General features: G+C 66.2%; 21 protein-coding genes and 2 pseudogenes. 14 read left to right on the top strand and 9 right to left on the bottom strand.

Features of this window, described 5'->3' with window-relative positions; translation table 11 throughout:
• Positions 1–66: 66 nt before the first annotated feature.
• Positions 67–1,044, bottom strand: a complete 978-nt coding sequence (locus tag C489_RS08665; protein WP_006430836.1) for an NAD(P)-dependent oxidoreductase — start codon at positions 1,042–1,044, stop codon at positions 67–69.
• 110 nt (positions 1,045–1,154) lie between these two features.
• Between C489_RS08665 and C489_RS08660 the strand changes: the two genes are divergently transcribed.
• From C489_RS08660 to C489_RS08650, 3 genes are all read left to right on the top strand, one after another.
• Positions 1,155–2,489, top strand: a complete 1,335-nt coding sequence (locus C489_RS08660) for an amidohydrolase (protein ID WP_006430835.1) — start codon at positions 1,155–1,157, stop codon at positions 2,487–2,489.
• A complete protein-coding gene (ilvA, locus tag C489_RS08655) occupies positions 2,486–3,718 on the top strand; it encodes a threonine ammonia-lyase (protein ID WP_006430834.1) in 1,233 nt (410 codons plus the stop codon). Before C489_RS08660 ends, ilvA begins: the two co-directional genes overlap by 4 nt.
• A 97-nt stretch (positions 3,719–3,815) precedes the next feature.
• The gene (locus C489_RS08650; protein WP_152423130.1) at positions 3,816–4,097 is read left to right on the top strand and encodes a hypothetical protein; all 282 of its coding nucleotides are present in this window, start codon (positions 3,816–3,818) and stop codon (positions 4,095–4,097) included.
• 90 nt (positions 4,098–4,187) lie between these two features.
• Here the strand turns inward: C489_RS08650 and C489_RS08645 are convergent, their stop codons facing one another.
• The 6 genes from C489_RS08645 to C489_RS08620 form a co-directional block, all read right to left on the bottom strand.
• Entirely contained in the window at positions 4,188–5,549 is a 1,362-nt protein-coding gene (locus C489_RS08645; RefSeq protein ID WP_006430832.1) for an aminotransferase class III-fold pyridoxal phosphate-dependent enzyme, read from the bottom strand.
• Positions 5,550–5,700: 151 nt separating this feature from the next.
• The gene (locus C489_RS08640) at positions 5,701–7,347 is read right to left on the bottom strand and encodes a BCCT family transporter (protein WP_006430831.1); all 1,647 of its coding nucleotides are present in this window, start codon (positions 7,345–7,347) and stop codon (positions 5,701–5,703) included.
• Positions 7,348–7,740: 393 nt separating this feature from the next.
• Positions 7,741–8,391 (bottom strand): hypothetical protein, encoded by a 651-nt coding sequence (locus C489_RS08635; RefSeq protein ID WP_006430830.1) that lies wholly within the window; start codon positions 8,389–8,391, stop codon positions 7,741–7,743.
• An 88-nt stretch (positions 8,392–8,479) separates the two neighbouring features.
• Positions 8,480–9,760 (bottom strand): amidohydrolase, encoded by a 1,281-nt coding sequence (locus tag C489_RS08630; RefSeq protein WP_006430829.1) that lies wholly within the window; start codon positions 9,758–9,760, stop codon positions 8,480–8,482.
• 230 nt (positions 9,761–9,990) lie between these two features.
• Positions 9,991–10,392, bottom strand: coding sequence for a Rid family detoxifying hydrolase (locus tag C489_RS08625; protein ID WP_006430828.1), 402 nt, complete (start codon positions 10,390–10,392; stop codon positions 9,991–9,993).
• Positions 10,393–10,410: 18 nt separating this feature from the next.
• A complete protein-coding gene (locus tag C489_RS08620) occupies positions 10,411–11,793 on the bottom strand; it encodes an aspartate aminotransferase family protein (protein ID WP_006430827.1) in 1,383 nt (460 codons plus the stop codon).
• A gap of 384 nt (positions 11,794–12,177) precedes the next feature.
• Between C489_RS08620 and C489_RS08615 the strand changes: the two genes are divergently transcribed.
• The 8 genes and pseudogenes from C489_RS08615 to argS (C489_RS08580) all read left to right on the top strand — a co-directional run.
• On the top strand, positions 12,178–14,475 hold the full coding sequence (locus C489_RS08615) for an amino acid permease (protein ID WP_049890730.1): 2,298 nt from the start codon (positions 12,178–12,180) through the stop codon (positions 14,473–14,475).
• Positions 14,476–14,557: 82 nt separating this feature from the next.
• On the top strand, positions 14,558–15,394 hold the full coding sequence (locus C489_RS08610) for a proline dehydrogenase family protein (RefSeq protein WP_006430825.1): 837 nt from the start codon (positions 14,558–14,560) through the stop codon (positions 15,392–15,394).
• Positions 15,395–15,539: 145 nt separating this feature from the next.
• Complete coding sequence (locus tag C489_RS08605; protein WP_006430824.1) at positions 15,540–16,499, top strand: succinylglutamate desuccinylase/aspartoacylase family protein; 960 nt, start codon at positions 15,540–15,542, stop codon at positions 16,497–16,499.
• Position 16,500: 1 nt separating this feature from the next.
• Positions 16,501–17,655, top strand: a complete 1,155-nt coding sequence (locus C489_RS08600) for a threonine synthase (protein WP_006430823.1) — start codon at positions 16,501–16,503, stop codon at positions 17,653–17,655.
• A 2-nt stretch (positions 17,656–17,657) separates the two neighbouring features.
• Complete coding sequence (locus C489_RS08595) at positions 17,658–18,194, top strand: NUDIX domain-containing protein (RefSeq protein ID WP_006430822.1); 537 nt, start codon at positions 17,658–17,660, stop codon at positions 18,192–18,194.
• An 80-nt stretch (positions 18,195–18,274) separates the two neighbouring features.
• Positions 18,275–18,952 (top strand): uridine kinase, encoded by a 678-nt coding sequence (gene udk, locus C489_RS08590; RefSeq protein ID WP_006430821.1) that lies wholly within the window; start codon positions 18,275–18,277, stop codon positions 18,950–18,952.
• Positions 18,953–19,006: 54 nt separating this feature from the next.
• Positions 19,007–19,924: pseudogene (gene argS / locus C489_RS08585) on the top strand (arginine--tRNA ligase domain-containing protein); the annotation flags it as partial.
• 14 nt (positions 19,925–19,938) lie between these two features.
• Positions 19,939–20,910: pseudogene (argS, locus tag C489_RS08580) on the top strand (arginine--tRNA ligase); the annotation flags it as partial.
• 145 nt (positions 20,911–21,055) lie between these two features.
• Here argS (C489_RS08580) and C489_RS08575 read toward each other — a convergent pair.
• Complete coding sequence (locus C489_RS08575; RefSeq protein ID WP_006430820.1) at positions 21,056–21,565, bottom strand: hypothetical protein; 510 nt, start codon at positions 21,563–21,565, stop codon at positions 21,056–21,058.
• A 311-nt stretch (positions 21,566–21,876) separates the two neighbouring features.
• On the bottom strand, positions 21,877–22,770 hold the full coding sequence (gene minD / locus C489_RS08570) for a cell division ATPase MinD (protein ID WP_006430819.1): 894 nt from the start codon (positions 22,768–22,770) through the stop codon (positions 21,877–21,879).
• A 234-nt stretch (positions 22,771–23,004) separates the two neighbouring features.
• Here minD and prf1 point away from each other — a divergent pair, with 234 nt between their 5' ends.
• From prf1 to C489_RS08555, 3 genes are all read left to right on the top strand, one after another.
• A complete protein-coding gene (gene prf1, locus C489_RS08565; protein ID WP_006430818.1) occupies positions 23,005–24,264 on the top strand; it encodes a peptide chain release factor aRF-1 in 1,260 nt (419 codons plus the stop codon).
• Positions 24,265–24,458: 194 nt separating this feature from the next.
• Entirely contained in the window at positions 24,459–25,388 is a 930-nt protein-coding gene (locus C489_RS08560; RefSeq protein WP_006430817.1) for an NAD-dependent epimerase/dehydratase family protein, read from the top strand.
• Between the two features lie 193 nt (positions 25,389–25,581).
• Complete coding sequence (locus C489_RS08555; protein ID WP_006430816.1) at positions 25,582–26,739, top strand: lysylphosphatidylglycerol synthase transmembrane domain-containing protein; 1,158 nt, start codon at positions 25,582–25,584, stop codon at positions 26,737–26,739.
• Positions 26,740–26,744: the final 5 nt, after the last annotated feature.

Below are 26,744 nucleotides of genomic sequence, written 5' to 3'. Positions count from 1 at the left end.
GTCACAGGAGGAAAACAGGGCCGCTCGAGAGCCCCGCGTGGGACACATTACGGCCCGCCTGCCGCCTCACTCTCGAGTCGAGTCGGGCCGATAGACGGCGTTCTCGAGGTCGCCGCCGGTCTCGAGGGCGTCGACGTTGCCCGCGACGATGTCGGCCAGTCGGTCCCAGTGTTTCGGCGTGTGACCGCCGGTGTGGGGCGTTAGCAGACAGTTCTCGAGGTCCCACAGGGGATGGTCGGCGGGCAGGGGTTCGGGATCGGTAACGTCGAGGGCGGCCCCGCGGATGCCCTCGAACTGCAGCGCCGAGACGAGCGCGTCGGTGTCGATAATCCCGCCGCGGGCCGCGTTGACGACGACCGCGTTCGGCGGGAGCGTCGCCAGTTCCTCCTCGCCGACCAGCCCGCGAGTCAGATCGTTGAGCGGGCACGCGAGCACGACGTAGTCGCTCCGGGAGAAGGCCTCGTGGACATCGTCCTCGCCGAAGCCGAGCACCTCGTCGGTCGGGCCGCCCTTCTCAGGGGTGTACCGGATCCCGATCGTCTCGACCTCGAACCCCTCGAGTCGCTGGATGACCGCCTGTCCGATCGAGCCGAGGCCGACGACCGTGACGGTGCTGTCGGTGAACTCGAACGACTGGAAGTGTCGCCACTCGCCGTTTTCCTTGCGCCGCCAGCCCTCGTGGAGCCGGCGCGCGAAGACGAGCATGTTGGCGATCGTCTGCTCGGCGATGCCGGGCGCGTGGATGCCGCCCGCGTTCGTCACTGCGACCCCGTGGTCCGCGAGGGCGTCCATCGGCACGTGGTCGGTGCCGGCGAAGGTACACGCGAACAGCTCGAGCCGATCGGCCCGCTCGAGGAGGCTCTCGTCGATCGAGATCCCGGTCACGACCCGCGCCTGCGGGACCAGTTCGCGTTCTTCCTTCGGCGTCCGCGCGAGCGCGACGGTGTGGTCGGGCAGTCGCTCGCGGAGCCGTTCGGCGTACGATTCCATCGATAACCCCTCCGTCCCCTCTCTCAGAACGACGACGTCTGGATTCGTGCTCATGTCGGTGATGCGTTACCGGACGATTGTCAGCCGCTAACTTATCCTTTTGTGTATCCGTCGTAAACATAGATTGTGTATAATTAAGGCCCTGGGGCGCGACAGTGACTCGCATGACCGAGCCGATTCAGGACCGACTCGTGACGGTTCGTCGCAGCTTTCACCGCCACCCCGAGCCGGCGTGGCGCGAGTTCCTCACGACGGCCCAGCTCGTCGAGGAGATCCGGGCCATCGGCGTCGACGAACTCGCCGTCGGTCCGGACGCCTACGACCCCGCGGATCGGATGGCCGTCCCCGACGCGGACCTCGAGCCGTGGCTCGAGCGGGCCCGCGAGCGCGGCGCGGACGAGGAGGTACTCGAGCGGATGACCGGCGGCAATACGGGTGCCGTCGCGGTCCTCGAGCGCGGCGAGGGGCCGTCGATCGGGCTGCGCGTGGACATCGACGGGCTGTTCATCGAGGAATCGACCGACGCGGACCACGACCCCGCCGCCGAGGGATTTCGCTCCGAGATCGACGGCACGATGCACGCCTGCGGCCACGACGCCCACATGACGTGGGGGCTGGCCGTCCTCGAGGCCATCGCCGAGAGCGACTTCGCGGGTCGGTTCGTGGTCTTCTTCCAACCCGCCGAGGAGACCGGCGGCGGCGGGTGTCCGATGGCGAAAAGCGAGTTCGCGGACGGACTGGACTACCTGCTCGCGATCCACGTCGGTCTCGATCACCCGACCGGCGAGGTCGTAGCCGGGATCGAGAAGCCGCTCGCCATGTGTCACGTCGACGTGACCATCGAGGGAACCTCTGCGCACGCGGGCAAGGCCCCGAACGAGGGGGCAAACGCCATGCACGCGATGGGTGCCGGGATCGTCAACGCCTACGGCATCCCCCGGCACAGCGACGGGATGACCCGCGTCAACGTCGGGAAAGCCGAGGCCGGCACCGCGAGCAACGTCATCGCCGAGCGTGCCCACATGGAGGCCGAGGCCCGCGGCGAGACCACCGAGCTGATGGAGTACGTGAAGCGCCGCCTCGAGCGCACGATGCGATCGGCGGCGAAGATGCACGGCTGTCGGGCCGACGTCGACGTGGTCAGCGAGTCGCCCCGAGCCGACAGCGACCCCGAACTGCAGGCGCTGGTGGGCGAGGTCGCGGGCGAGGTCGACGGGATCGACCGCGTGCTGCCGGCCGCCGACTTCGGCGCGAGCGAGGACGCGACGTTCCTGATGGAGCGAGTCCAGAACGAGGGCGGGCTGGCGACCTACCTGATCGTCGGCACCGACCACCCGACGAGCCACCACACGCCCACCTTCGACGTGGACGAGCGCAGTCTCGAGCACGGCGTCGACGTACTGGTCGAGACGATCCGGGAACTCGAGGCGCGCCACCCAGTACCCCACGTCGCGGACTCCGATGGGGACACGGCAGAGGTTGCGGAGGGCGGGGAATGAGCGAGGCTCGCGTCACGCTCGCTGACATCGAGGCGGCACGAGAGCGCATCGCGGACGTCGTCCACCGCACGCCGCTCGACACCTCGCGGACGTTCGCCGACATGAGCGGCGCGGCTTCGGTCGGACTCAAACTCGAGAACGTCCAGCGGACGGGCTCGTTCAAGATCCGCGGCGCGTACAACGAGATGGCACAGCTTTCCGACGCCGAACGCGAGGCGGGGGTCATCTCCTCGAGTGCGGGCAACCACGCCCAAGGCGTGGCGCTGGCCGGCGACCTGCTCGACATCGAGACGACGATCGTGGTGCCGGAGGTAACCCCGGCCGCGAAGATCGAGGCCACCCGGGGCTACGGGGCCGAGGTGGTCGTCGAGGGCGACATCTACGAGCGCTCCTACGAGTACGCCCTCGAGCGGGCCGCCGAAACCGGCGAGACGTTCGTCCACCCCTTCGACGACGAGGCCATCGTGGCGGGACAGGGCACGATCGGGCTCGAACTGCTCGAGCAGTACCCCGAGATCGAGACCGTCCTCGTGGCGATCGGCGGCGGCGGGCTCATCTCGGGGATCGGCACGGTGTGCAAAGCCGCCGAGCGCGACGTTCGCGTGGTCGGCGTCCAGCCCGAGGGCGCGGCCCACGCGAAACCCTCGCTCGAGGCCGGCGAGATCAGGGAGTTCGCCGACGTCGACACCGTCGCGGAGGGGATCGCGGACACCCGGATGCTCGAGACGACCTTCGAAATCGCCCGCGAGGTTGTCGACGACGTGGTGAGCGTGAGCGATCGCGAGATCGCCGCCGCGGTGACCCTGCTCGCAGAACGCGCGAAGACGGTTGCCGAGGGGGCTGGGGCCGCGCCGCTGGCCGCGGCGCTGTCGGACGAGATCGACCTCGCGGGCGACCACGTCGGCGTCGTGATCTCCGGCGGCAACGTCAACCTCACCGACCACGCCGAACTCGCCCGAACCGGCCTCCACGAACTCGAGCGCTACGCCGACGCCAGACTCGCCGTCGAGGGCTGGCCGACGACGGTCGGCGACGTGGTCGAAACCGTCGAAGCCGAAGGGGCTGAACTCGACGTGCTCGAGCGCGCTCGTCGGGCCGCGGTCGATCACCCGAACCGAGTCCCCGTGACGATCGGGCTCGAGGGAAGCGGCCCCGAGCACCTCGCGGGCGTGCTCGAGGCACTGGATGCGCTCGAGGGGATTGCGGTCGTGGAACGGTCGCTCGAGTAACTGACGGCCGTATTCCGGTCGTCAGGCGAACGGAACCGGCCGGCGATCAAATGGATGTCAGCGAAGCGTTTTTTACATCACACAGACAATTTCGGGTGTGAATCGGACACGCATCTATTACGTCTCACAGATGATCGTCGGTTGCGGCCTGGCCCTGATCGCGGTTTCGAACATCGTCTCCGGTGATTCCGACGGATTCGTGCTCTCGATAAGTTCGGCGTTGATGATCGTCGGCGGTATCGGGATCCTTCTCGGGAACGGCTATCACGTTCTCAACGGGGACACCGACCGCATCGATATCGGTCCCGTGAGCTTCTGGCTCTCGATAGTCGGCGCGGTACTCATCCTGCTCGCAGGAGTCGTGTCGCTCGCGATCTGAGACGGGTCGGCCTTCGCTTTTCGGCTGGCCCGGTACCAGCCGTCAGCCCCGCGAGGGCGGAGCCGAAAGCCGATCGTTCGACGCCGGTCGTCAGGCGACTTTCGCGCTCGGGCCGACGGCCTCGATCGCCTCGAGGAAGATTCCGATCCCGAGTTCGATCTCGCGTTCGGTCGAGTCGAGCGGCGGGAGCAGCCGGATGGTCTGCTTCCCGCAGCCGAGGGTGAGCAGGCCGCGCTCGAGAGCCGCCTCGACGACGGCGCTCCGCCGTTCGGGGGTGTCGAATTCGACGGCGAGCATCAGTCCCTTCCCGCGGATATCCTCGACGTGGTCGGGCGCGTCGTCGCGCAGGAGTTCCTTTGCCTGCTCGCCGCGGCGGGTCGCGTTGTCGAGCAGGTCGTGTTCCTGAATCGCCTCGAGCGTGAACGCACCCATCATCGAACCGAGCAGATCGCCGCCGCCGAAGGTTGACCCCAGCCGGTTCTTCTCGCTGGGGAAGACTTCGGAGCGGGAGATGGTCGCGCCGACCCGCAGGGCCTTCGCGCTGGCGATGACATCGGGTTCGATCGGGTAGTGATCGGACGCCCAGACCTCGCCGGTGCGGCCGACCCCGGACTGGATCTCGTCGACGACCAGCGGGATGTCGTACTCGTCGGTGACGGCCGCGACCTCCCCCATGAACGTCTCGCTAGGGAACCGGTAGCCGCCGACGCCCTGAATCGGCTCGAGCGTGAGGAAGGCGATCTCGTCGGGGTTGACGTGGCCGCCCTCCGGCGAGAGCATGTTCCGGAGCTGCGAGCCGCCGCCCGCAAAGAAGCCGCAGTCGCAACTACCGGCGTCACAGCCCCGGTCGGCGCAGAACGGGACCGTCTCGATCCCGCTAATCTCGGGGTAGTGGCGCGTGTAGACCTCCTTGGATTTCGTCAGGGAGAGGGTTCCGAGGGTGCGGCCGTGGAAGCTGCCGCCGAAGGCGACGCCGTACTTCGACGGTGCGCGGTAGTCGTGGGTGATCTTCATCGCGTTCTCCATGGCCTCCGCGCCGGAGTTCGAGAGGAAGACGGTGTCCATCCCGTACTGACTCGAGACCTCGGTCAGTTTCTTCATCAGGTGACTCGAGCCGGGCACGTCGGACTCCTCGGGGGTGGGGCCGGCACCGAAGTACATGTCTTGGCCCGCAATCTTCATCGGTTCGACGAGGTCGAACTCGCGGACCTTGTCGAGGACCTTCGCGTTGTTGTAGCCGAGCGGTGCCGCGCCGATGTGACAGGTGAAATCGAGGAGAACGTTCCCGTCGACGTCGGTGACGAAGGGGCCGTCGGCCTCGCGGGTCACGTCCCAGACGAACTCGTGGGAGTACTCGCTGGGCGCGGAGTACTCTTGGTGGAAGTCGACCCACTGCTGGGCGTTCGGCCCCGGAAGCGCGTCCGCGTCGGGCTCCGCCGTGTCCCTATCCATACACAGTTTATGTGTACCTCGTACATTAAAACTTGTTATAGATTGGCGAGGGGGACGATCGGTCGTTCGCAGAACGCAGACAGCATGACGGCCGACGCGGCTCGTCGGCCGGGGTGGTGGCTTGGCTGGGAAATCGGTACAAGAACCCGTCTCAGTCGTCGTCCGATTCGACGGGGCCGCCGGGACCGGGCGATTCCGGTTCGGGTTCGGTTTTCGCACTCGAGCCGACGAGGACGGTTTCGTCCTGTAGTAGCACCCGGCCGTAGCTCGAGCTGAAGTCCGTGATCAGCGAGAGCATCGCCGCGAAACAGACGAAGGCGAAGGGTGCGCCGGTGATGATGACAGCGTTCTGGAGCGCGCTCGTGCCGCCTTCGCCGCCGATGATCATGAGGATCGCCGCGGTCATCCCGAGGACGACGCCCCAGAAGACCCGATTAATGGTCGAGGGACTCGCCTTCCCGCCGGTCGTCATCATGGAGACGGCGAGCGTCGACGAGTCCGCCGACGTGATGAAGAACGTCGTCACGAGGATCATAAAGGCGACCATGAACACGGTTCCGAAGGGGAAGGCTTCGAAGAGGATGAAGCCCGAGACCTCCGGCGTGCTGTTGGCGATCACGCTGCTGAAGTCGGCCGTTCCGTTGTGGTGGTATCGCAGCGCGGTGCCGCCGACGAACGTGAACCACGGGATGGTCGCGGCCGAAGTCGCGCCAATCCCGGTGAAGGCGACTTCGCGAACGGTCCGGCCCTTGGAGATCCGGGCGATGAACAGGCCGGCGAACGGGGACCACGAGAGCGCCCACGCCCAGTAGAAGACGGTCCAGGAGTTCATCCATCCCGTGCCGCCGTCGGAGCCGGCTCCGGTGTAGAGGCTCATGGACGTGAAGTCGGCGATCATGCCGCCCATCGCCTGCGAACCCAGCAGGAGCAAGAACAGCGTCGGTCCCAGAATGAACGTCGCGAGCATGAGCACGACGAACAGGATCATGTTGAAGTTCGACAGCCGGCGGATCCCCCTGTCGACGCCAAGCACCATCGAGATCGTAAACAGGAGCGTCATCGTGGTCACGACGATGAGGATGCCGACGTTCCCCAGAGCGATATCCCACTGGTAGTTGAGACCGGCGATGAACTGGCTCCCGATGAAGCCGAGCGACGTGGCCACGCCGCCGATCGTCGCGAAGACGGCGAGGATGTCGACGACCTTCGCGGCCGGACCGTCGAGGTTCTCCTTGCCGAGAATCGGCGTCAGGGCCGAGGAGACCCGCAGCGGGACGTCGTCGTAGTTGTACGCGAAGTAGCTGATCGCGAGCCCCATGATCGTGAACACGGCCAGTTGCGGCAGCGCCCAGTGGAACAAGGTCTGCTGGATCGCGATCGGGATCGCCTCGGCCGTTCCGCCCTCGACGCCGAACAGCGGCGACGGGGAATCGTAGTAGAACAGCGCCTCGGTCGGACCCCAGAAGACGACGCCCGCCGCGAAGCCGGCCGAGTACAACATCGCGAAGTACGACAGGAAACTGTACTCCGGATCCGAGTCCCCCATCTTGATCTTCCCCCACGGCCCGACGATCAGGAACAACAGGAAGAGGACGATCAGGAAGACGATCACCAGCAGCGCCCAGTTCAGGTACGTGACAACCCAGTCGTAGACGGTCCCGATTGTCTCAGTGACGAGCGTCTCGTTGATGAAGAACGCCGCGATCACGCCGACGGTCAGCAACGCACCGAACGCGAAGACGACCAGATCGAGTTCCTCGAGGAACTCGTCGACCATTCCCTTCTCGGCGTCGCTCATCCCGTCTCACCTCCGGAAAGCGCACGACAGCGGGCTGGTTGTGCGTGGCTCCACCTACCGTTCGCCATGCTGCGTGATGGCATACCGCTACCATTGACGGCGTATACAATAAGTGTTTCTCACCTCGCGAAAATATCCACAGTTTCCGTGTATCAGACGGATATGCAGAAGACAGCCGTATTTCCATCCGTTGTGTTCATTTGTTTCGGAGAACGGAGTAGTATCGAACACACTGTCAATAGTTGTGTTCGGATAGCGTTTTCAGTAACTAGTAGGATAAACGGTAACTGAGCAGCGGCGGCTCGAGCGGTACGGACAACGGACGATGAGAGCCACGCTCGGCAGCCGGCGTCGGCGGACCGAAAACGAAATTCGATAGCTGGCGTGTCCGGGCTATCGATTCGTCAGTTCTTGGAACGTCGCCTCGCGGGCCTCGGCGCTCTCGGTCACCCGTTCGGCGAACTCGTCGACGCGGTCTTTGATCTCCTCGCCGGTGTCTTCCGGCGAGAAGTCGTCGGACATCGTCAGCAATCGGACGAACGCGCGGAGTTCCTCGTCGGTGAGTTTGGCGAACTCCTCGTTTTCCAGTTTTTCGACGACCTCGTCGACATCGATCTGGCCGACCGGGTCGACGTTGAACTCGACGTTGACCATGCGGTAGTTCGAGCCGGCGAGTCGCTGTTCGGCCTTGCCGACGCCCTCCGAGAGCATCTCTTTGAACGGGGTGTGATACCCCATCGTGCCGAGGTGGAGGAAGGCGAGCATGTCGGTGATCCCCTGCGTGTAGGCGTCGCGGTCCTCGTCGTCGGGATCGAAGACCGTCTCCCGGTCGCGTTCCTCCATGTACTCGAAGAGAATGCTGAAATCGAGAATCGCGTTCCGGACCCGGCGTCGGATCCGGTTTCGCTTCTGTTTTTTCGAGTGGTCGGTGTAGTCCGTCTTCCGGCCGAGCAGGAAGTCACGGTCGGAGGGCGTAAGAATTCCGCGGGGTCGATCCGAGTCCGCCGCCGGTTGCAGTGACTCCGGCACGTCGTCCTGACTCATATCGGATACACGGATAGCTCGCGAATTAACGTTTCCCATCCGTCGAACGTGATCACAGACGAACAGTTCGACGAACCGGACCGTTCCGCTACGGTCGACGGCGGGAGAGTTCGACGGCCGTCTCGGTCAGCAGCCCCACGCCGATCTCGAGACTCGATTCGTCGATATCGAACGTCGGGGTGTGGTGACTCGTCGGATGATCGGTGCCGATGAGGACGTACGAGGCGAGGCCGCCGTCCGCTTGGACCCGCTCCATCAGGTAGGTCACGTCCTCGCTCACGCCGAACTCCTCGCTCGGAACGACGCGGTCGACCCCCTCGACCTCCCACGCGACGTTCCCCACGAGGTCCCGCAGGGCGGGATGGCTGTCGACCCGGGGCGATTCGCTGATCACCCGCGGCGTCACGTCGCAGTCGTGCATCTCGGCGGCGGCGTACAGCACTCGCTCGAGTTCCGTGCGCGTGTATTCCATCAGCGAGGTGGTCTCGCCGCGGACCTCTGCCTCGATGGAAACCTCCTCGGCGATGACGTTGCTCGCGGTGCCGCCCTCGATGCGGCCGACGTTGATGCGGGTCATCCCGTCGCTGTGCCGGGGGATGCCGTAGGCGTTCTGGATCGCGGTCGCCGCCGCCTGCATGGCGTTTGCCCCCTCGTTCGGGGCCTTGCCCGCGTGGGCGCTCGCGCCCTCGAACGTCGCGGTCAGGTGGGCCATCGCCAGCGGTTTCTCGATGCCGGCGACGATCTCGCCCGTGGGATGGTCCAGCCCGATGTGGAGCGCGAGGAGGTAGTCGACGGTGTCGAGGTAGCCGCTCTCGGCCATCGCCTTCCCGCCGCCGGAGATCTCCTCGGCGGGCTGGAAGAAGACCGTTACCGTCCCGTCGAAGTCGCTCTCCTTGATCCGCTCGAGCGTGCCGAGGGCCATCGCGACGTGGGCGTCGTGGCCGCAGGCGTGCATGTAGCCGTCGTGTTCGGAGCGAAAGCCCTCCGCGGCCGGCCGGTGGTCGCGCTCGTCGGACTCGCGCATCGAGATCGCGTCGAGGTCGACGCGCAGTCCGAGACAGGGGCCCTCCCCCTGCTCGAGCACCGCGATAACCCCAGTGTGGCCGTCGGCGGTGCGCTCGAGGATATCCGATCTGACTCCAGCCTCGCGGGCGCGCTCGAGCCACGGCTCGAGTTCCGACTCGGGCGGAACGGCCATGCGCTCGTCGGTCGCCAAGGCCTCGCGGCCGACGGCGATCTCGTCGACGCCGATCCGCTCGAGTTCCTCGACCACCCGGGCCGTCGTCCGGAACTCGCGCCAGCCGGGTTCGGGGTGGCGGTGGAACGCACGCCGGAGATCGCTCAGTCTGTTTCGCACGTCAGAGGACATTCTTGCCGGTTCTACGCGCGGGAGCTACTTAATCGTAGTCAATAATCGTACACCGATTACGCAGTATCGATAGCGATCGTCACGGATCGAGTCGGATTGGTCACAGTTTCCGTGCCCCAGACCGCAATCGTTGGACTCGCTGCGGCCGGCGGTGGTTCGGTTATAGTAGCTCTTGAAACGATTTACACACCGATCGCAACGCTGTCCAGCGATTGGGTGTGCATTGACTTTCAAGAGCTACTATAGCCCAGAGACGCCGTCGCGTCGAGTTCCACGCGGACGTCTTCGGGGAGCCGCGAGACTTCCACGCAGACTCGAGCCGGCGGGTCCGCGCCGAACCGCGCGCCGTAGGCCTCGTTGACCTGTTCGTAGTCCTCGAGATCGGTCAGGTAAACGGTGACTTTGACCACGTCCTCGAGGCCGTCGCCGCCGGCTTCCTCGACGACGGCGGCGATGTTGTCGAGTACCCGGTCGGTCTGGGCCTCGATGTCGCCCTCGACGACCGCGCCCGTTTCGGGATCGACGGGGCCGTAGCCGGAGACGTACAGCGTGTCACCGGCGCGGACGCCCTGCGAGTAGGGGTTGTCGGTGCTCGGTGCGTCGTCGGTTGCAATCGAGTCGATATCGGACATGGACTCTCGGCTCGAGTCTCAGGCGGCTCGTTTCGCTTCGGCGGTCACACTTTCGATCGCTTCGACGACGACGTCGAGCGCCGTCTCGGCCAGTTCGTGGGTCAACACCAGCGGCGGCAGGAACCGGAGCACGTTGCCGTGGCGGCCGGCCGTCCAGACGAGGACGCCGCGCTCGAAGCAGTACTGCTGGACGGCGTCGACGAGGTCGCCGTCGGGCTTGCCGTCGGCGTCGACGAACTCCGCACCGATGAAGAGACCCTTGCCGCGGATATCGGCCAGACGATCGTTGCCGTCGGCGGCTTCGCGGAGCCGCCCCTGGATGTACTCGCCGAGGTCGCGGGCGTGGGCGAGTAGGTCGTGGTCCTGAATGTACTCGATGGCGCGGGTGCCGGCTCGCATGCCGACGACGTGGCCGCGGTAGGTGCCGGCGTGGTCGCCCGGCCCCCACGTGTCGAGGTCCTCGTGATACATCGTGGCCGAGAGCGGGAAGCCGACGCCGCCCAGCGCCTTCGCGCTCGTCATCGCGTCGGGGGCGACCCCGTCCCAGTCGCTGGCCCACCACTGGCCGGTGCGGCCGAGGCCGCTCTGAATCTCGTCGAAGACGAGCGTCACGTCGTTGTCGTCGGCGATGTCTCGCAGTCCCTGCAGGAACCCTTTCGGCGGCGTGACGATGCCGCCTTCGCCCTGAATTGGTTCGACGATGATGCCGGCCGGGTTCGCCAGCCCACCGTAGGGATCTTCGACGATGGCCTGGACCTCCTCGAGCGCGTGATCGACCGCTTCCTCGGGGGTCTTGTCCTGTCGGAACGGGTGCGGATACGGCGCGTGGACGACATCGGAGAGCAGCGGCGTGTACTCCCCCTTGAACTTCTTGTTCGACGTGACGCTCATCGCGCCGGAGGTCGCGCCGTGGTAGCCGCCCCGGAACGCGATCAGGCCGTCGCCGCCCGTGTTGTACTTGGAGAGTTTGATCGACGCCTCGATGGCGTCGCTGCCGGTCGGGCCGCCGAAGACGACCTTGTTCTGGCCCTGCAGGCCGTCGGGGGCGATCTCGTCGAGTTTCTCGATCAACTCGAGGCGCGCTTCGGTCGGGAAGTCGACCGTGTGAACGAACTTGTCGGCCTGCTCGTGGACCGCCTCGAGCACGTAGGGGTTCGAGTGGCCGACATTGAGCACGCCGATGCCCGCAAAGAGGTCGATGTAGGTGTTGCCGTCGGCGTCCCGGACCGTCGCGCCCTTGCCCTCCTCGAAGGCGATCGGGATGTCGTCGGGGTAGGCGACCGCGCTGCTGTCGATCTCGCGCTGTTTCTCGAGCAGGGCCCGCGTGTTCGGGCCGGGCACGTCGTCGACGGTCGGTGCGTCCGCGAAGTGGAGTTCGTCTATCGGCGGTCCTGCCGTCATACGTATGGGAAGGCGGAACACTCATAAATAACTTGTCCACAGTAATCATGCAGGCTGTATACAGTTATTGGGTACAGAGTGCGCCGCGAACGACAGGCCGAACGAGGGCTCGCTCGCGGGACTGTACCCGTTGCCCGGGGTCCGGTTCCGATTCCGGATCCGAACGAGAAGGGGACCCATTCTCAGTGATCGTCAATAGCATGCCATGTGAATACGGATCCAGCAGTCTAATCAGGGAGTTTATCACCGTCACCGACACAAGTCGGACTCAATGAACGCCCGAAATAACGCGTGCGGTCCGCCACGACGGTCGCGGTCGAACGCGGCGAGCCGACGGGGTCCGAAAACCAGACGGCGCGGGACGGGCGGGTGGGGTGTATCCGTATGAGCGCCGACGAGGAACTCGCGAAGGACCTCGGACTCCTCTCGGCGATCGCGATCGGTATCGGGACCATGATCGGGGCCGGCATCTTCGTGCTGCCGGGCACCGCGGTTGCTCGAGCGGGGCCGCTCGCGGCGCTTACCTTCGTCATCGGCGGCGTCACCGCCCTGTTCACGGCGCTGTCGGCCTCCGAACTGGGGACGGCGATGCCGAAATCCGGTGGGGCATATTTCTACATTAACCGCGCGCTCGGCCCGCTGTTCGGGTCGATCAGCGGCTGGGCGAACTGGCTCGGGCTGGCCTTTGCCTCCGCGTTCTACATGTACGGCTTCGGCGAGTACGTCAACCAGCTCGTGGGCGCGCCGGCGATCGGGTTGGGACCCGTCACGATCTCGGCCGCCCAGACAATCGGCCTCGTCGGCGCGGCGCTCTTTATCGCGATCAACTACATGGGTGCCAAGGAGACCGGCGGCCTCCAGATCGGGATCGTGCTCACGCTGCTCGCGATCCTCGGCGTGTTCACCATCGTCGGGCTCTTGAACGCCGACCTCGAGTCGCTGCGACCGCTTGCACCCGAGGGGACGACCGGCGAGGTGCTGCCGGTCACTGCCATCGTCTTCGTCTCCTACCTCGGCTTCGTCCAGATCACCTCCGTCGCCGAGGAGATCAAGAACCCCGGCCGGAACCTCCCGCTGGCGGTCATCGGCTCGGTCGTCATCGTCACGGTCGTCTACGCCTTGTTCCTCCTCGTCCTGTTGGCGGCGGTGCCCAACGAGTTGGTAGCGAACAACGACACGGCGGTCGTCGAGGCCGCCGAGTTGCTCTTCGGCCAGTACAGCGTCTTCGGGTTCAGTCTCGGCGCGCTCGGCTGGGGACTGTTACTGCTCGGCGGGCTGCTGGCGACAGCCTCGAGCGCGAACGCGTCGATCCTTTCGTCGTCCCGGATCAACTTCGCGATGGGCCGGGAGAAGATTATCTCGCCGTCGGTCAACGAGATCCACCCCCGCTTTGGCACGCCGTACAAATCGATTCTGATCACCGGGGGGCTCATCGTCGCCTTCCTCCTCTTTGGCAACCTCGAGATCCTGTCGACGGCCGGCTCCGTGTTGCACCTGATCGTCTACGGCCTGTTGAATATCGCGCTGATCGTCATGCGAGAGGCCGAGCCCGCCGACTACGATCCCGATTTCGAGGTGCCGCTGTACCCGTTCGTCCCGATCATCGGGACGATCTCGTCGTTCGCGCTGATCGCGTACATCGAACCGCTCGTCATCGCGCTCTCGGCGGGACTCGTCGTCTTTGCGGCGATGTGGTACCTGCTGTACGCCCGCCAGCGCGTCGAGAGCGCCGGCGTGTTCGTCGGCTGGATCCTCGACCGCTCCGAAGAGATGCCCGACGCCGCGGTGGCTGCGGCCGATTCGGTCCGCCCCGACGCCGCCAGAGAACCCGCCGCGAGCGCGAACGGCGGCGACTTCCGCGTGATGGTCCCCCTCTCGAACCCCCGAACCGAGCGGGACCTCATCACGCTCGCCGGAGCCATCGCGAAACAACGCGGCGGCACGGTCCACGCCGTCCACATCGTGCAAGTGCCCGACCAGACGCCGCTCGGGCGGGCAGAGGAAAACGGCCGTCTCGACGCCGAGTCCCAGAAGCTGCTCGAGCAGGCCCGGACCGACGCCGAGACGTTCGGCGCGCCGGTCGAGACCCACACCGTCCTCTCGCATCGCTCGTTCGAGGAGATCTTCGACGCCGCCCGCTCGTTCGAGGCCGATCAGGTCGTCATGGGCTGGGGGCCGACCGCACACGGCCGCGCCGAGTCCCGCATCGACGAGCTGACCCACGACCTGCCCTGTGACTTCCTCGTGTTGAACGAGCGAGGGTTCGAGCCCGACCGCATCCTCGTCCCGACCGCGGGCGGCCCTGACTCGGAGCTCAGCGCCGAGATCGCCGGGTTGCTCCGCGACGAGTTCGACTCGCAGGTGACGCTGTTGCACGTCCTCACCGACGGCGAGTCCGCCGAGGAGGGCGAGCAGTTCCTCGAGGAGTGGGCAGCCGAGAACGACCTCGCCGACGCCGAACTCCGACTCGAGGACGGCGACGTCGAGCCGGCCATCGCCGAGGCCGCCACGGACGCGTCGCTGGTCGTCATCGGCGCGACCGGGGAAGGGCTGCTCTCGCGGGTCGTCCGCGGCTCGCTGGTCTTAGACGTGCTCGAGGACATCGAGTGTTCGGTGTTGCTTGCCGAACGGGCCCGCGAACGGAGCATGCGCGAACGGCTGCTGGGAACCGAAGAAGAGTAGCTCCCGCTGCGTTTTCGGGAGAGAGCCGGACCGCTCGAGAAACGGAGGAACAGCCTTACGCGTGGCGGTCATGTTCCCTGATATGATCCCGCCCATCGCGAACCGGTTCGTCGCGGGGGACTCTCCTGCCACAGCGCTCGAGCACGTCCGCGGGTTGAACGAGCGCGACGTAAAGGCCATCGTCAACCTGCTCGGAGAGCACTACGATGACCGCGAGCCTGTCGAATCTGACGCCGCCGAATACCGGCGGCTCGTGGACGACATCGCGGGCTCGAGGCTCGAGGCCTGCATCTCGGTGAAACCCTCGCAACTGGGACTGGACCTCGGCGAGGACGTGTTTCGGAGCGAACTGGCCGACATCGTCGACGCTGCGGCCGACCACGGCGTCTTCGTCTGGATCGATATGGAAGACCACACGACGACCGACGCGACCCTCGATGCGTTCGAGGAGATGGCCCGCGAACACGGAGGCGGCGTCGGTCTCTGCCTGCAGGCCAATCTCAGACGGACTCGAGCGGACGCGAAACGGCTCGCCGACGTTCCCGGCAAGGTCCGCTTCGTCAAGGGAGCCTACGATCCGCCGGCCGACGTGGCCTACACCGATGGGGCGCGGATCGATCAGGAGTATCGAGACCTGCTCGAGTACGCGTTCGACCACTACGAGGGCGGCATCGCGGTGGGGAGCCACGATCCGGCGATGATCGAGCGCGCGACGGCGCTCCACGAGCGATACGGGACCGACTTCGAGATTCAGATGCTCATGGGCGTGCGCGAGGAGACTCAATACGAGTTGGCCGAAGAGTACGAGGTCTGGCAGTACGTCCCCTACGGCGACCGCTGGATGTCCTACTTCTACCGGCGAGTCATGGAACGGCGGGAGAACCTCCGGTTCGCGCTTCGGGCCGTGTTGAGCAGTTGAGAACGCGGCCTCGAGTACGTCTCGAGACGGGCGAAATCCGCGGCGACGGAAGCGGGTCGGATCGCCCCCTCGGGCTCGGATCCAGTGCCCGCCGCGAGGGATCAAAGGATAGTATAAAGGCAGACGGCTCCATCGTGGTGGACATATGACGACGACGCTCGGAACGGCGAGCGCGTCTCCCGGCGAGATCGAGACGGGGCGTCTCGAGGTCGGTGAGACGCGAGATGGCAGCCCGTTCGGACTGCCAGTCGCCGTAGTGAACGGGGCAGATTCCGGCAAAACGCTTTACATGCAGGCGGCCAGTGACGGCGACGAACTCAACGGTGTCGGCGTCATCCAGCGCGTCGTGCCGCGACTCGATCCCGCGGAGATTTCGGGGACGATTCTCATCGTCGGGATCGTCAACTACCACGCGTTTCAGGTCGCCGAACACCGCAATCCGATCGACGACACGAAGATGAACAGGGCCTATCCGGGCAACGAGGGCGGCACCTCGACCGAGCGGATCGCAGCCGCGACGTTCGATGCCGCGACCCGGGCGGACCTGATCCTCGACCTCCACCAGGGATCGACCAGCCGGATGCTCGATGAGGTCCGGGTCCGCTGTGGCAAACGCCACCGGCACCACGACCAGTGTCTCGAGCTGGCGAAGGCCTTCGGTTGTGGCTACGTGCTCGACCAGAAGGGACCCGACGGCCAACTGGCCCGCGCGGCCCCCGACGACGGCATTCCGACCGTCGATCCCGAACTCGGCGGGGCCGTCGGCTGGGACGAGGAGAGCATCCGCAAGGGCGTCGAGGGCGTGTTCAACGTGCTCCGGTACTACAACTTCCTCGAGGGAGCCCAGCCCCTCGAGACCCAGACTCGTGCCAGAGGGTTCGAGCAGTACGGCGCTCCCGCCGGCGGACTCGTCACGCTCCGGAAAGAGCTCGGCGACCGCGTTCGACCGGGCGAGACGCTGTTCGAGGTGACGACACCATTTGGCGAACCGAAAGCCGAGGTGACCGCGGACAACGACGGCATTTTCTGGCGAGCGCGGCGGCTCCCGCAGGTCGCGACCGGCGAGTACATCTGTTCGGTCGGGACCGACATCGGAGAGTACTGAGATGGCTGCCGACCTCACCTGTCCCGACTGCGGGGCCGTCTACGAGGCCGGCCCGGACGAACCGTGGCGCTGTACCTGCGGGCACGCGTTGGAGTTCACCGAACGGCCGCATCCGCAGGGCGATCCGCTCCCGCTGCACAGCCTCGACACCAGCGAGGGGCTCTGGACGTTCTTCGAGTTCCTCCCGATCGAACAGCACGTCACCTTCCACGAGGGCTTTACGCCGATGGTCGACGCCCCCGACTGGGACGCCGAGTTCAAACTCGAGTACGTCTTCCCGACGGGGTCGTTCAAGGACCGCGGCGCGACGACGACCCTCTCGCGGGCCGTCGAACTCGGCGTCGAGAAAGTCGTCGAGGACTCCTCGGGCAACGCGGGCGCATCCATCGCGACCTACGCGGCTCGAGCGGGGCTGGACGCGGACATCTACGTCCCGGCGGACGTCAAACAGTCGAAGCTGATGGCGATCCAGCGGGCCGACGCCCGGCCGGTCCGCGTCGAGGGAACGCGAGAAGACGTGACCGCGGCCTGTCTCGAGGCCGTCGAAGGCGACGCGACTGGCGACGGGACGGCGGCCGACGGCGGCGCGCCGTCGCAAGCGGGCGAGGGCTGGTACGCCAGCCACGCGTGGAACCCCGCGTTCTACGCCGGGACGATGACGTTCGCCTTCGAGGTGGCCGCCCAACAGGGGTGGACCGTGCCCGATGCCGTCGTCCTCCCGATCGGCCACGGAACGCTCTTTTTGGGCGCGTATCGGGGCTTCTCGCTGCTGAACGAGGCTGGGATCGTCGACGGAATGCCCCGCCTCCTCGGGGCGCAGGCGGCCGGCTACGCCCCCATCGTCGCCGCGCTCGGCGGCGACACCACCGACGCCGAGGGCGAGCGCACCGACATCGCCGACGGCATCCAGATCACCGAACCCGCCCGCGGCACCGAGATTCTCGAGGCGATCGCAGAAACCGACGGCGACGCGATCGCGCTCGGCTCGGACCCGATCGAGACCGCGTTAGACCGACTCCACCGCGGCGGGTTCTACGTCGAGCCCACCTGTGCGGTCGCGCCGGCGGCCCTCGATCAGTACCGCGAGGACGGCGTCATCGCCGACGACGACGATGTCGTCGTCCCGCTGACCGGCAGCGGACTGAAAACCCTCTAACCATGGTCAGCCGACCACCGACGTTCTGTCCCGACTGTGGCACCCGCCTCGAGTCGACACCGATCGATGCCCGCGAGCGAATGCGCTGTCCGAACTGCGAGGCGGTCGTCTGGCACAACCCGGTCCCCTGTGCCGGCGTCGCGGTGGTCGACGCCAGCGGCCCCGAGCCCGCCGTGCTCTGTGTCGAACGCGGCGTCCCGCCGGGCGTCGGCGAGTGGACGATCCCCGGCGGCCACATCGAGACCGGTGAGGAGCCGGCGACGGCGGCCGCCCGCGAACTCCGAGAGGAGACCGGCGTCGCCGTCGATCCCGCCGACCTCGAGATCCTGAGCGCGTCGGCGATGCCGCCTCGAGAGGGCAAACACGTCGTGACGGTCCACTACGTGGCCGCCCGCGCCGACGCCGAGGGCGACCCGGTCGCGGGGAGCGACGCGACGGACACCCGTTTCTGGACGCCGCGCGAGTTCGACGCCTCCGAGGAGACGTTCCGGCCGATTCACGAGGAACGGTTCCGCGAGGCCGCCGCGCTGTTCGAGTAGGCCCCGCCGCCGACGGCTCCCGGACAACGGGACACGGCGGAATCAGGGAATTCATTAGCGGCCCGGCCCAGGTCCGGACAATGAGTATACCGTCGTTCGCCATCGGGATCGCCGGCGGCACGGGTGCCGGGAAGACGACGGTCGCACGCACGGTCGCGGAGACCGTCGGCGAGGCCGTCACGCGGATCCCGCTCGACAACTACTACGAGGACCTCTCGTATCTGGCCTTCGAGGAGCGCGAGCAGATCAACTACGACCACCCCGACGCCTTCGAGTGGGACCTGCTCCGGGAGCAACTCGACGCGCTGTTGACCGGCCAATCGATCGAGATGCCCCAGTACGACTTCGAACTGCACAACCGCACCGACGACCGCGTCACCGTCGAACCCTCGGAGATCATCGTCCTCGAGGGGATTCTCTCCCTCTATGACGAGGAAATCCGCGAGATGCTCGACCTGCGGGTGTACGTGATGACCGACGCGGACGTCCGCATCCTGCGCCGGATCGAACGCGACGTCATCGAGCGCGGTCGCGACCTCGAGGGCGTCATGGATCAGTACCTCGGGACGGTCAAACCGATGCACGAGCAGTTCGTCGCCCCGACAAAGAAACAGGCCGACGTGATCATTCCAGAGGGTGCAAATCGGATGGCACTCGATCTCCTGATCGAGAAGGTCCAGGCCGAATTGCCGGCCGACCCGGAGGGGTCCGACGGCTCGGACCGCGAACTGTCGTTCGACGGACAGGCGATCAACTGACCGCCGCAACCGAAACCCGACATTCCTTTACTCGAGCCCTGAATACGGGCGGGTATGTTCCTCTCCCTGCGCGCAGAGGTCGAGGACGCCCTCGAGGGGGCGCTCTCGGCGCGTGACTTCCCGACCGACGATCTCGGAATCGAAGAACCACCGGAGGGCGTCGAGAGCGTCCTCGCCTCGAGCGTCGCCTTCCGACTCGCCAGTGAGGCCGGCGCACCGCCGCCGCAAGTCGCCGGACAGCTCGCCGAGGAGCTCGACGCCGGCGAACTGACGTACGTGTCCGAGATTCGGACGCAGGGCCCCTATCTGAACTTCCTGCCGAGCGACGCGTACTTCGCCGAGACGCTGGGCGACGCGACCGACGAGGGCCACGGCCACCTGGCCGACCGCGACACCAGCGTCGTCGTCGAGCACACGAGCGCGAACCCGACGGGGCCAGTCCACGTCGGCCGCGCCCGGAACCCGATCATCGGCGACGCCGTCGCCACCCTGCTCGATTTCGCCGGCTACGACGTCGACCGCCACTACTACGTCAACGACGCCGGCCGGCAGATGGCCGTCTTCACGTGGGCCTACGAGACCTTCGACGAGGCGGACCTCGAGAGCGAACCCGAGCGCGACCGCAAGGAGTACGACCTCGTGCGCTACTACCGCAAGGGCAACGCCTACCTCGAGAACGCGCCGGAAGCCGAGGTCGAGGCCGCCGAAGCCGAGATCGAGTCGATCATGCAGGGGCTCGAGGCGGGCGACGACGAGGCCTACGAGCGGGTCAGCGAGGTCGTCGACCAGGTGCTGGGCGGGATGACGGAGTGTCTCGAGCGCCTGCCCGCCGAGTTCGACGAGTTCGTCAAGGAGACGCGGTTCATGCGCAACGGCGACACCGACGACCTCGTCGATCGGCTGCAAGAGCTCGACGAATCGATCTACGAGGAAGACGCGTGGCAACTCGAACTCGACGAGTACGGGATCGACAAGAACCTCGTCNGTTCATGCGCAACGGCGACACCGACGACCTCGTCGATCGGCTGCAAGAGCTCGACGAATCGATCTACGAGGAAGACGCGTGGCAACTCGAACTCGACGAGTACGGGATCGACAAGAACCTCGTCTTCCTCCGATCGGATGGGACCTCGCTCTATGCGACCCGTGACCTGGCCCACCACGAGTGGAAGTTCGACAACTACGACCGCGCGGTGACGGTTCTCGGCGAGGACCACAAGCTGCAAGCGAAGCAGGTCCGGACGACCCTGGAGTTGCTGGACAACGACACCGACGGGCTCCGGCAGGTGCTGTACTCCTACGTGAACCTCCCCGAGGGGAAGATGAGCACGCGCCGCGGGACCGGCGTGGATCTAGACGACCTGTTAGACGAGGCGATCGACCGCGCCCGCGACGAGGTCGAGGACCGACTGGACGACCGCATCCGCGACGACGAGCTAGACGAGGACGACATCGAGCGCATCGCCCATCAGGTCGGAATCGGCGCGGTCCGCTACGACATCGTCTCCAAGCAGCCGACGAAAGCGATCACCTTCGAGTGGGACCGCGCACTCGACTTCGAGGCCCAGTCCGCACCCTACGTCCAGTACGTCCACGCGCGCTGCTGTGGCATCTTAGAAGAGGCGGGGATCGACCCCGAGACCGGAATGGGCGACGTCGAGACCGCCGTCGACGCCGACCTGCTCGCAACCGAGGCCGAGCGAGACCTCCTCGAGACGATTGCGCGGTTCCCGGCGGTCGTCGACGAGGCGGCCGACGACCTCGAGCCCCACCAGATCGCGACCTACACGCGCGAGTTCGCCGATCGGTTCAACGGCTTCTACCGGGAGTGTCCGGTGCTTGCAGACGACGTCGATCCGGAGGTCCGCGAGGCACGGCTGGCGCTGGTCGCGGCCTCGAAACACGCGGTCGCGAACGCCCTGTCGATTCTGGGCGTGGCCGCGCCCCGGTCGATGTGAGCAGCTGCTGATTGCGCCCGCCGTCCCTGTCCCTTGTCCCTACTGCCCTGCTGACACCGTCCGCCGACACCCGCCACTCGACACCCGTGGCTCTCGTCTCGAGTCGAAAGAACAACACCGGTCGGCGCGACCGAACCGCGACGGACTACGTGTCGTCGGACGTCTCGAGGACGGTCTCGACGAACTCGTCTTCGCTCATCTCGTCGTTGATGTACGCGAGCGCCCACTGGACGTCGACGTAGAACGACATCACCTTCGCGCCGTCGGACTCGAGGACCCACGTGACGCTGTTGACCTCGGCCGCGAACTTCTCGGAGTCGGTGATCGCCGCAGCGATCGTCTCGCCGAGGGATTGGAGTTCCGTCCGCAGCGTCTCGGGGTCCGTCGTGGTCGTCGTCGCGACGACGTCGACCGTGTCGTCGTCCTTGTTGACGTCTTTGATCGACAGCTTGTCGCTGTCGACGTTCAGTTTGTCGCGGTCGAGCCCGGGAATCTCGGTTTTGTCGTCGGTCTCGTCGCTCCCGTCGTCGCCGTCGTTGAGAGATTCGTCGTCATCGTTCGAGTCGGAGTCGTCGCCGGTCTCGTCACTGGAACAACCCGCGAGCACGGTTGCGAGCGCTGCGCCACTGCCGAGGAGGATCTTTCGTCGCTCCATGGGCGACCCATCGAGAACCGCCATGATTAGTAATCAGTTCGTTACCGTTTCTGTCCTCGAGACCGACTCCTTCGGCCGGTCGGGCGCGTCGACGCCTGATCGGAAACGACCGGCAAACGGTCGAAAACGAGCGGGCTCCGACACCGGGTCGCCTCACGCCCAATCAGACGTTCGGACGCCGTTGACAGTCACGAGCGGGTGGTAATCACTGCATTCGAACGAAACGAGCGGGGCCGGGCGACGACCCGACGGCGGAAGGGGGTCCATACCGACCGGTTTCGGGACCGGTCGATACTCGAAGCGAACCGAGGTTAGGAGTCCGACTCGGCTTCCGTAATCGCACTCGAGACATCGTCGTGTGCCGCTTCCCGACCGTCGGCGTCGTCGGCCGAGCCGGTCGCACTCGAGTCGGCGGTCGCGGTCGCCCGTTTCGGCGCAGAGCCGTCGTCCGCGTCGCTGTCCTCGCTCTCGTCGCTTCCCGACGGAATCGGGACATCGACGCCGGTCAGGTCCGCCGCGAGTCGGCGATAGGCGGCCGAGGCGGGGCCGTCGGGTTCGAAGACGACCAGCGGCGTCCCGGCGTAGACGCTGTCGCGGGCCGCTGGGTCCTCGGGGATCGTGCCGAGCAGCGGCACCTCGAGGCGATCGGCGATCTCCTCATGGGAGATATCGCCATCCGGGCGGGTCCGGGTCAGGACGAGGCCGGCGACCGAGCCGCCGGACCGGTCGGTCAACTCGAGGGTCTTCGTCGAGTCGTGGACGGCGGCGGGTTCAGGCGTCGAGACGAGGATAACGGCGTCGGCGAGACCCAGCGGAAGGACGGTCTCGTGGCTGATCCCCGCGCCGACGTCGAGAAAGACGTAGTCGAACTGGGACCGCAGTTCGTCGACGGCCTCGCGCAGCCCCTCGGGGGACGTTTCGGCATATTCGTCGAGGCTGGTGCCGCTGGGGACGGCGACGATATTATCCGCCAGTCGGTAGGTGGCGTCGTCGATCGATGCATCTCCGGCTAACACGTCGTATAGGGTGGTCGAGTCAGGGCTGAGGCTGACGAACCCGGCGAGGTTCGCCATGCCGAGGTCGGCGTCGACGATCGCGACGCGCTCGCCGGCCTCTGCGAGGGCCGTACCGAGGTTGACCGTCGTCGTCGTCTTCCCGACGCCGCCTTTCCCGCTCGCGATAGCGTAGACCGTCTCGTGAGACATACTTGAGTACTGTCCGGACCCTAGAACGGGAACACCTTAAATCGTCACCTCACCTCCCGAGTCGTGGCGAGGGGCCGACAGATCCGCGAGACGGCGGGAGTGCGACCGACGACTCGCCGGCGACAGGAGCGGAAGCGTCGCGGATCGGCGGTCGACCCCGTACCGACGGGGACTCGTCCCACGTCGACAGGTGTGTCAAAGGATTCTTACCCACAGCCCCGTTTTATACGGGTAATGAGCCAGGAGGGCGAGCAGGAGCAATCCGACCGGAAAAAGTACGAGTTCCGGAAGGTCATCGAGGATCTCAAGGACTACGACGGCTCCGGAACGCAGCTCGTGACGATCTACATTCCAGACGATAGACAGATCAGTGACGTCGTCCAACACGTCACGCAGGAACACAGCGAAGCGGCCAACATCAAGTCCAAACAGACCCGAACGGCCGTCCAAGACGCGCTGACGAGTATCAAAGACCGGCTGCGGTACTACGACACCTATCCGCCGGACAACGGCATCGTCCTCTTTTCCGGTGCCGTCGACTCCGGCGGCGGCCGCACCGACATGGTCACGAAAGTCCTCGAGAGCCCGCCCCAGCCCATCGAGTCGTTCCGCTATCACTGCGACTCCGACTTCCTGACCGAGCCCCTAGAGGAGATGCTCGCCGACAAGGGCCTCTACGGCCTGATCGTCCTCGATCGCCGCGAGGCCAACGTCGGCTGGCTGAAGGGCAAGCGCATCGAACCGGTCAAGTCCGCCTCCTCGCTGGTCCCCGGCAAGCAGCGAAAAGGTGGCCAGTCCGCCCAGCGATTCGCCCGCCTGCGCCTCGAGGCCATCGATAACTTCTATCAGGAGGTCGCGGGGATGGCAAACGACCTGTTCGTTCCCCGCCGCCACGAACTCGACGGCATCCTCGTCGGCGGTCCCTCGCCGACCAAAGACGAGTTCCTCGACGGCGACTACCTCCACCACGAACTGCAGGACACCGTCCTGGGCAAGTTCGACGTCGCCTACACCGACGAGTCCGGCCTGAAAGACCTCGTCGACAACGCCGAAGACGCGCTGGCCGACGCCGAGGTGATGAAGGACAAGAAGGTGATGGAGGAGTTCTTCGAGGAACTCAACGCCGGCGATCTGGCGACCTACGGCTTCGAGCAGACCCGTCGGAACCTCATGATGGGATCGGTCGACCGACTGCTCATCAGCGAGGACCTCCGGAAGGACGTCATCACCTACGACTGTCCCGACTGCGGAACCACCGAGCGCGAGGTCGTCGACCGCCGGAAGTCGACGCCGACACACTCCTGTACCGAGTGTGGCACCGAGGTCGAGGCCACGGACGAGGACCGCGAGGACGCCATCGACCACCTGATCGACATCGCCGAACAGCGCGGCACCGAGACCAAGTTCATCTCGACGGACTTCGAGAAGGGCGAACAGCTCCTCAATGCCTTCGGCGGCTTTGCCGGCCTCCTGCGGTACTCGACTGGCGTCTAAGGATTCCGTTCCTCGAGTCGAGACTCCGTCTGATCCGACAGCCAGATCGGTTGAGAAGGGCATGATTTCTCCGTGATGCCACGATAGCAAGCCGCACCATTTCGTCTCCCGTTCGAACGCACTCTCACGTTCGCAGCAGCGTCATCTGAGCGCGAAACGCAACTACTTACCAACTAGTCGCTGAATCACCGCCCATGGCCATCTCGAGCCGACACGTACTCGTCACGGGCGGAGCCGGCTTCATCGGCTCGCATCTCACCGACCGCTTACTCGCCGACGGCGCGGCCGTCACCGTCGTCGACGACTGCTCGAACGGCGACCGCGGCCGCGTCCCCGACGATGCAAACTTCCTCGAGGCAGACCTCACCGACCCCGACGCGCTCAAGGGCCACCTCGACGATATCGACCTCGTCGTCCACCTCGCGGCGTCGAAGCACGTCGACACCGACCGTCCGCACGGCCAGTTCGACGACAACACGCGGATGACCCGAAACATCCTCGAGGCGATGGCCGACGCCGGTGTCACGGACATCGCCTACACCTCCTCGTCGACGGTCTACGGCGAGGCCCCGCGGCCGACACCGGAGGACTACGCCCCGCTCGAGCCGATCAGCGCCTACGGCGCGAGCAAGTTAGCCGACGAGGGGCTGCTCTCGGCACGGGCCCACAGTCACGAGCTGACGGTCTGGAACTTCCGATTCGCGAACGTGGTCGGCCCGCGGCTTCGCGGAGCGGTGATTCCGGATTTCATCGAGAAGTTGCAGGACGACTCCGAGCACCTGACCATCCTCGGCGACGGGCGACAGGAAAAATCCTACCTCCACGTCGAGGACTGTCTCGATGCCATGTTACACGTCATCGAGCACGCCGACGACGCGATGAACACCTACAACCTCGGCACTCGCACGACGACCTCGGTCGACCGGATCGCGACCATCGTCGCCGAGGAACTGGGCGTCGACCCCGAGCGGGAGTACACCGGCGGCGAGCGCGGCTGGACCGGCGACGTCCCGAAGATGCGCCTCTCGATCGAGAAGCTCTCGGCGCTTGGCTGGGAGCCCGAGCGCTCGAGCGACGAGGCGGTCCGCCAGTCGACGCGAGAGATCATCGACGAACTGCGCTGAGCGAGGAAATCACACACCGATAGTAGCCACTGAAAATCACTGCACACCCGATCGCTGGACGACGTTGCGATCAGTGTGTAACTTGTTTCAGCGGCTACTATATTCCAGCGGAACTATCCACGAGAGCGAGCGTCGAGCCCGTCCAGTCGCGTTTTAGGTGGGCTTAAATATCTGGGCTCGAGAGGAATCGGACATGAACGACAGGGGCGGGGAATCGGAGTCGGACGCAGGCGACGGGTCCGAAGACGGCGGGTTCGCCGGGGCCCTGACCCACCGTCGACTGACGGTCCTGGGGACGATACTCGTCCTCGGCGGCCTGTTCGTTGCCCTTCGAGAGGTCGATCTCCGGACCGTCGCGGCCGAGATCTCGAGCGCCGAGCCTCGATTGCTCGCGCTCGCAGTCGCCGTGTACGCCGTCTCGTGGCCCGTCCGAGGCCGCCGGTACGGTGACGTGCTGGCTGCGGTCGGTCACCGCAGCGGGACGGCGTTTCTCACGTCGGCGATCTTCGTGAGCCAGACGGCAAACCTCGTCATTCCGGCGCGGGCCGGCGACGCAGTCCGCGCGTACGCGGTGAACACGCATCGTGCTGTCCCCTACACCGCGGGCTTCGCGTCGCTGGCCGTCGAGCGGCTGTTCGATCTGGCGACGATCGCCGCACTTGCGGGGCTCGCGATCGCGTGGCTCACGCTGGGCGGCGGGACCGGCCCACTCGGCGTCGTCGCGGCGACCGGCGGTGCGCGAACCGCTCTCGTCGCCGCGGCGGCGGTGAGTACGGCGACCGTCGGCGTCGGCCTCGTCGTGGTAACGTCGGCGCGAGCGGATCACGGGCTCGGCGCGTGGCTTCGGGGGCGGATCGCAGGTCGGCCACGACTCGAGGGACTGCTCGAGGCCGCGCTCCGGTTCGCGGACGACGTACAGCTCGTCGCTCGGCAGCCGCGAGAGCTGGCGACCATCGGTGTGGGTAGTCTGGCCGTGTGGGTACTCGACGTGCTCACCGCGGTCCTCGTCCTCGCGGCGCTTGGCAGCGGGCTCGCGGTCGGCCCGCTCGTGGCCGTCGGCACGCTTGCGGTGAGCGTGGGGAACCTCGCGAAGGTGCTTCCGTTATCCCAGGGCGGTGTCGGGCTCTACGAGGCCGCGTTCACCGCACTCGTCGTCGGACTCACCCCCGTCGGCGCGAGTACGGCACTGGCCGCGGCGATCGTCGACCACGCGTTGAAAAACGGCGTCACGCTGGTCGGCGGTGCCGTTTCGGTCGCCGCGTTGGGAATCTCGGTTTCGGACGCCGTGGAGTCGGAGCCGACGACTGCGACGGGGGAGACCGATAGTTTTTTAGGCAAGCCTAAAAGATAGCGGTA

Origin of the sequence: Natrinema versiforme JCM 10478 (assembly GCF_000337195.1) — an archaeon.
GTDB classification, from domain to species: domain Archaea; phylum Halobacteriota; class Halobacteria; order Halobacteriales; family Natrialbaceae; genus Natrinema; species Natrinema versiforme.
Note: the sequence above shows the minus strand (reverse complement) of the source record. Positions and strands in the feature narration are given on the sequence as shown.

Excerpts from the sequence above, each read along its gene's own strand:
- C489_RS08665 (WP_006430836.1), bottom strand. The coding sequence starts at position 1,044 with ATGAGCACGAATCCAGACGTCGTCGTTCTGAGAGAGGGGACGGAGGGG.
- C489_RS08660 (WP_006430835.1), top strand. The coding sequence starts at position 1,155 with ATGACCGAGCCGATTCAGGACCGACTCGTGACGGTTCGTCGCAGCTTT.
- ilvA (WP_006430834.1), top strand. The coding sequence starts at position 2,486 with ATGAGCGAGGCTCGCGTCACGCTCGCTGACATCGAGGCGGCACGAGAG.
- C489_RS08645 (WP_006430832.1), bottom strand. The coding sequence starts at position 5,549 with ATGGATAGGGACACGGCGGAGCCCGACGCGGACGCGCTTCCGGGGCCG.
- C489_RS08640 (WP_006430831.1), bottom strand. The coding sequence starts at position 7,347 with ATGAGCGACGCCGAGAAGGGAATGGTCGACGAGTTCCTCGAGGAACTC.
- C489_RS08635 (WP_006430830.1), bottom strand. The coding sequence starts at position 8,391 with ATGAGTCAGGACGACGTGCCGGAGTCACTGCAACCGGCGGCGGACTCG.
- C489_RS08630 (WP_006430829.1), bottom strand. The coding sequence starts at position 9,760 with ATGTCCTCTGACGTGCGAAACAGACTGAGCGATCTCCGGCGTGCGTTC.
- C489_RS08625 (WP_006430828.1), bottom strand. The coding sequence starts at position 10,392 with ATGTCCGATATCGACTCGATTGCAACCGACGACGCACCGAGCACCGAC.
- C489_RS08620 (WP_006430827.1), bottom strand. The coding sequence starts at position 11,793 with ATGACGGCAGGACCGCCGATAGACGAACTCCACTTCGCGGACGCACCG.
- C489_RS08615 (WP_049890730.1), top strand. The coding sequence starts at position 12,178 with ATGAGCGCCGACGAGGAACTCGCGAAGGACCTCGGACTCCTCTCGGCG.
- C489_RS08610 (WP_006430825.1), top strand. The coding sequence starts at position 14,558 with ATGATCCCGCCCATCGCGAACCGGTTCGTCGCGGGGGACTCTCCTGCC.
- C489_RS08605 (WP_006430824.1), top strand. The coding sequence starts at position 15,540 with ATGACGACGACGCTCGGAACGGCGAGCGCGTCTCCCGGCGAGATCGAG.
- C489_RS08600 (WP_006430823.1), top strand. The coding sequence starts at position 16,501 with ATGGCTGCCGACCTCACCTGTCCCGACTGCGGGGCCGTCTACGAGGCC.
- C489_RS08595 (WP_006430822.1), top strand. The coding sequence starts at position 17,658 with ATGGTCAGCCGACCACCGACGTTCTGTCCCGACTGTGGCACCCGCCTC.
- udk (WP_006430821.1), top strand. The coding sequence starts at position 18,275 with ATGAGTATACCGTCGTTCGCCATCGGGATCGCCGGCGGCACGGGTGCC.
- C489_RS08575 (WP_006430820.1), bottom strand. The coding sequence starts at position 21,565 with ATGGAGCGACGAAAGATCCTCCTCGGCAGTGGCGCAGCGCTCGCAACC.
- minD (WP_006430819.1), bottom strand. The coding sequence starts at position 22,770 with ATGTCTCACGAGACGGTCTACGCTATCGCGAGCGGGAAAGGCGGCGTC.
- prf1 (WP_006430818.1), top strand. The coding sequence starts at position 23,005 with ATGAGCCAGGAGGGCGAGCAGGAGCAATCCGACCGGAAAAAGTACGAG.
- C489_RS08560 (WP_006430817.1), top strand. The coding sequence starts at position 24,459 with ATGGCCATCTCGAGCCGACACGTACTCGTCACGGGCGGAGCCGGCTTC.
- C489_RS08555 (WP_006430816.1), top strand. The coding sequence starts at position 25,582 with ATGAACGACAGGGGCGGGGAATCGGAGTCGGACGCAGGCGACGGGTCC.